Here is a 4,848-nt window from a genome sequence, read left to right on the forward strand (position 1 = left end):
GAGTTCACGAGTTCACGCTCAGGCCCTGGTCAACAATCATCTTGCAGACTCTTAGCTTGAAAGCGGCGTCGAATTTTCTGTACTTCTTGGTCATGGAATATTCCTCAATAGGTGTAGTTTCACCTATTGAGGTGTCCGGGACTATTAGACCAGCTCAAGCTCCCTCGCCACAAAAGCTTTCCAGCCATCTCGCCACAGTTTGATCAACGGCAAACATTGTGGGAGCGAGCTTGCTCGCGATGAGGGCCGTTCCGACACCGATGAAACCAGGCCTAGATCAACCCCTTCTCATCATCATCGATCAACCGGCTCAACCCGCCCAAGGCTTCCCGGGCCTGGGTGCGGTCCATCAGCTTGGCCTGGGCTGCGGCTGGCAGGTCGGTGACACGGATGACGCCTTTGCTGGTCAGCACCTGGATCAAGTCATCGAGTACCCGGATCATCTCCAGGTCGCTCTGCTTGAGCTGCTTGAGGCTGTTTTCCACTGCCTGGTTGGCGAACCAGTCCTGGATCTCGTGGTTGTCGGCCGGCAAGGTTTCGGTGGCCTCGGCATAAGCGGTGGCTTCTACGCGCACCAGCAGGCCTTGTGCATCGCGTTGCACATAAAACATCGGGCATCCCTCATGTATGAAGCGGCGTCATGCTGGGCAGCATAGGCCAACTGTGGGGGAGTATGGAGGGTGGAGACGAAATCGTCATCCTGGGAGCAGCCATGCACGACCGCCCTGTGAAGGGCGGCCGTGAGGGCCCGATCAGCTGTTGTTGTGATCGACCTTGATGGTCGGGTCGCTGCCGGCGATCAACGAGTTCAGGTTCACGTTCGACCAGTTGTTGCCTTCGAGCTTGATCGTCACGTCCGGCGTCGCTGCGGCACCGTTGGCCGCATTGAACTGGCCGGAAGTGCTGACCTGCAGTGACGACACGCCATCGACCGTACTGATTTTCAGGAAGTGGTCGATGGTGCTGCCGCTTTCGCCCTGCAACAGATCCCGCAGGTCGATCCGGTCACCTTCGCCGGCGTTGAAGTTCTTGATGACGTCGGTGCCGGTGTCGCCGGACTTCCAGACAAAGGTATCGCCGCCCAGGCCGCCGATCAGGGTGTCATTGCCCTGGCCGCCGATCAGTGTGTCGTTACCTGTGCCACCGAGCAGGATGTCATTGCCCTTGCCACCGTCGAGCGTGTCGTTGCCGCCCTGGCCGAAAATGATGTCGTTGCCGGCGCCGCCCAGCAGGGTGTCATTGCCATCGTGGGCACCGGACACATCGAACGCGGTGTAGTGTTCGGTGATGTACTGGTGCACGTTGCTGGTGGTGACCTTGCTGACGTCCACGCCGTTCTGTTGGGCGACGAAAGCCTGGAGGGCCTGGTAGCCCTCGCCGGTAACGCCGTTGAAGCTCACCAGGTCGCCGAACAGGATGTCGTTGCCGCTGCCGCCGTTGACCGTGTCGGAGCCCGGCAGGGTCGCTTCGGTGTGGCCGATGATCGAGTTGGCCAGGTTGTTCGGGTCGATGTTGGTCTGCGGCGTCGAGTCCGAATCGTAGGGCTTGAGGTCGTTCAGGGTCACATCGCTGTTCAGGCCGATGGCTTCGACGGTACTCAAGCCTTTGAGCAGCGTGAAGCTGGCGGATGAGCCAGCTGCCGCGTCGAGGTAGTTCCAGTAATCGGAATAACCGTTGCCACCCAGGTTCGACAGCTCGAAAGTGCCATTGCCCTCGGCATGCACCGTGCCCACATAACTGTCGGTCCAATTCTTTCCGCTTTTGGTCGACAGGTACATCTCACCGTTTTCGTAGATGGTGTACTTGTGCGTGCCGTCGATCGTCTGGGTGTAGTACTTGCCGACGGTGTAGTTGGCTGCGCTCAGCACATCATCGAGCTTGACGCTGCCGTACAAGGTCGGGTTGGTCTGTTCACCGGTCTGGTAGAAGGTCGGTTTGCCGTCGGTAATGAAATACGTCAGGTTTTTCGCGCCGGTATTGTTCAAGGCCTGGGTGCTGTTGAAGAAGTTCGCCGTGGTCTTGAACACGTCTTCGTAGTTGGTACCGCCACCCGACACCATCGAGTCGAGCACGCCTTTGAGCAGGGTCAAGGCGTTCGGGTCGTTGAGGTTGACCGCGACCGTCTTGTTCACCTGGTTATCAAAGTCCGCCAGGAAGATGTTCACCGTCCCGGCGTTGCTGCCCATGCTTTGCTTGAGGGTGTTGAACACCGAGGTCAGCGAGGCCTTGGCCGCGGCGATGGACGAGTCGCTCATGCTGCCGGAGCTGTCGACCATGAAGGCGATGTTGTAGTTGACGCCCGGCACTACGGTCAGCCCACCAATGTCGGCGACGACGATGTCGTTGCCGTCGGTGCCGGTGACGTTGTCACTGCCCGCCGTGGCGGTGATGGCGTTGTAGGTCGCCGGGTACACGGTGACTGGGATCTGCGCCGTGGTGGTTGCCGATCCTCCGAGGGCTTCGGTGGAGGTGGAGGTCACGGTCAGATTGAGCTGGCCGTTGTAATAGGCCGGCGGCGTCAGGGTCAGGCTGCCCAGGTTCCAGCCACTGACCGATGCTTCGCCGTTGCTGCCCACGGTCGCGAAGTGGCCCACGCCGTCGCTCAGCACACTCCCTTCCGGCATGCCGCCAATCTTCACGCTCAGGCTTTCGGAACCGTCGGTGTCGGTCAGGGCGGTGGTGATTTTCGACAGGTGCACGCTGGTGCCTTCGGCGCCTTCGTTGAGCTTGAAGCCGTCGTAGTAGCCTTCGCCGTTGGTGCCGTGCAGGTCGGAGACGGTCACGCCAGCATTCGCCAGGTCGGTCACGCCGGTGTAGAGCGGCACGCCGGCACTGCTCAGGTCTACAGGCGTGCCGCCGTTGACCGACAGGTTCACGTCATAGCTACCGACACCGTGCTGATTGTGGTGGTAGATGTCCAGGGTGTAGTAGCCGCTGGTGGTCGGGGTGAACGAACCGTTCAACTGGCCGCCCGCACCCCAAGTGGTTGCCGCGGCGGTTTTGCCGCCGATGGTGACCAGCAGGCTGTCATCGCCCGTGCCGCTGAAGGTGTAGGTCTTGCCGGCTTCGAGGAAAATCAGGCCCGAGGTTTTCGACGCAGTGCCCACGTTCACGTTACCGTCGGACTGCACGTTGGTCACGTTGGTGCTGCTGTTCGGCGTGCCGGCGGCATCGATCACCGACTTGAGCGTGCCGGACGGCGCGCCGCTGCCATCGGTGCCCAGGCCCGACAGGCCGGTCCAGACTTCCTTGATCAAACCGGTGGAGGTCACGTTGTTGCCGGCCACGTTGAGGGTCGGTGCGTCGGCGACTGGCGTGATGTCGATCTTCACGGTGCTGGTATTGCCCAGTGCCTGGCCGTCGGTTGGCTGGAACTTGACCTGTGCGTAGTCGGCCTGGTTGTTGCCCATGCTGCTGCCAACATAACCATTGGCGCCGGATTCGTTGGCGTCCGGAGTGAAGCGCAGCTTGCCGGCGTCGATGTCAGCCTTGGTGAAGGTCTGGTTGTTGGCCACGTCTTTCCAGGTTGCACCGTCCAGATACTGCAACTTGCCATCGGCCGGCAGCTCGGTGATTTTCACACCCAGGCTGGTGGCGGAACTGTCCACGTCGCTGATGCCGAACGTCGACCAGCCGAGGACCAGTGAAGTGTCTTCGGTACCGGTCACCGCGCCGCCAGTGGCCGCTGGCGCGTCGTTGACCCCGACCACGTTCACGGTGGTGGTGGCGGTGTTGGAGTAGCTTGCGCCGTCGGTCACCGTCACGGTGATGATGCGCGGTACGGTGCTCGGATCTTCGCTGTTGTTGATGAAGCTGATGTTCTTGATCTGCTGCATGTAGTCGGCCAGCGTCGCATTGCCCGTCAGCGTCAGGACGACCTTGCCGTCGGTGCTGTTGGCGTTGATGCTGATGCCGTTGACGCTGTTGCCCAGGTTCAGCGCATCGCCAGGCTGACGGTTGGTCAGCACGATGGTCGCGCCGGTCAGCATGGTGCTGTCCGGGTCAGTGATGCTCAGGTCGGTGTCGGCGATGGACACGCCCGGGCCGGTGGTGCCTTCGGTGAAGGTCACCTGGTAATCGGCGCCGGTCTTGCCGCTGGAGTTGTTGGCGTCCAGGTCGAGTGCCGGTGGCGCATCGTTGTCGATGATCGAGGTGCTGACGCTGCCATTGGTGCCGCTGACCGCCAGGTGCTCGAAGTTGCCACCGGTGGCCGAGTCGATCTTGACCACGAAGTTTTCGGTGCCTTCGGTGATCTTGTCGTCCAGCGTTGCCACGTTGAAGGTGGCGCTGGTGGCGTTGGCCGGGATCTTCACGGTGTAGACACCGGTGAAGTCCGTGCCATCGGCGGCGGTGCCGCTGTAGACGATCTTGAGCGTCACCTCGGTTTGCGCCGGGTTCGTCAGGCTGACGGTATAGGTGGCCGCCTGGCCTTCGGTGACCGACGTGCTGCCGGTGATGCTGACGGTGGTGTTGTCGATGGTGTCGGTAACATCGGTCACCGCAGGCGTGGTGCTCGGAACCAGGTTCTCGAAGTTGCCGCCAGTAGCCTTGTCGATGCTGACTTCAACTTTGCCAGCGTCTTTGTAGACATCGTCTTTTGGCGCATCGACGGTCACGGTGCCAGTGGTGGCGCCCGCCGCGATGTTGATGACGGCGCCGTTGCTCAAGGTCACAGTGACAGGCGAGCCAGCGGCGTTGGTCAGGGTCGCGGTGTAAACGATGGAGCCGCCTTCGGCGACAGTGTCAGTTGCCGAGAGCGTCAGGCCAGTGGTGTCCTGGGTGTCTGTGACGATGGTGTCGGCAGGCTTGCCGTCGATGTCCAGTTTTTCGTAGTTGCCGCCCTTGGCG

2 protein-coding genes and 1 pseudogene are annotated in these 4,848 nt (G+C 61.3%); 1 reads left to right on the plus strand and 2 read right to left on the minus strand.

All coding sequences use genetic code 11. The annotated features are described in order from the left end of the window. A partial coding sequence (locus tag AB4Z20_RS27850) for a hypothetical protein (RefSeq protein ID WP_442091207.1) occupies window positions 1–203 on the plus strand: 203 nt, incomplete at its 5' end. A 69-nt stretch (window positions 204–272) separates the two neighbouring features. On the opposite strand, the gene AB4Z20_RS27855 is transcribed toward AB4Z20_RS27850, so the two are convergent. Together AB4Z20_RS27855 and AB4Z20_RS27860 are read right to left on the minus strand one after the other, a co-directional pair. Then, window positions 273–611, minus strand: a complete 339-nt coding sequence (locus AB4Z20_RS27855) for a hypothetical protein (protein ID WP_053161687.1) — start codon at window positions 609–611, stop codon at window positions 273–275. A gap of 141 nt (window positions 612–752) precedes the next feature. Then, window positions 753–4,848 (minus strand): annotated as a pseudogene (locus AB4Z20_RS27860) (LapA family giant adhesin); the annotation flags it as partial.

It is taken from the genome of Pseudomonas sp. KB_12 (assembly GCF_052114545.1).
Lineage (GTDB): Bacteria > Pseudomonadota > Gammaproteobacteria > Pseudomonadales > Pseudomonadaceae > Aquipseudomonas > Aquipseudomonas brassicacearum.

Coding starts and splice junctions, on each gene's coding strand:
- AB4Z20_RS27855 (WP_053161687.1), bottom strand. CDS start 611: ATGTTTTATGTGCAACGCGATGCACAAGGCCTGCTGGTGCGCGTAGAA.